The sequence below is a fragment of the Pseudomonas syringae pv. cilantro genome, assembly GCF_001293775.1.
Lineage (GTDB): Bacteria > Pseudomonadota > Gammaproteobacteria > Pseudomonadales > Pseudomonadaceae > Aquipseudomonas > Aquipseudomonas syringae_P.
Genome location: NZ_LGLN01000057.1, coordinates 10,859 through 11,152 on the forward strand (window position 1 = coordinate 10,859; position 294 = coordinate 11,152).

Below are 294 nucleotides of genomic sequence, written 5' to 3' on the forward strand. Positions count from 1 at the left end.
GGTGGCAGCAGCCACGTGCAACGTGTGTTGGCCAACGCCGGCACGACCACCGTGACGGTCCCTGCGCTGGAAGGCGGATCACCTGAACCGAACAAGCTCCAGCGCGCTCAGGCCCCGGCGTCCACCGTTGATCCGACCTACGAAAGCTGGGACGTGCTGCGCCAGTTCCCGCGCTATCTGCCGCCTGCACAACCGCCAGCTTCTGCGCCATCCGCTCCACCCGCAGTGCCCGCTTCACCCCCAGAACAACCTTCAAATCACCCTCAAGAGGATCAATGATGATCAAACGTACCC

The 294-nt window shown here is 63.6% G+C and carries 1 pseudogene; it reads left to right on the forward strand.

The features are described from left to right. Positions 1-279, forward strand: a pseudogene (locus ABJ99_RS14505) (lytic transglycosylase domain-containing protein); the annotation flags it as partial. Between the last annotated feature and the right edge of the window lie 15 nt (positions 280-294).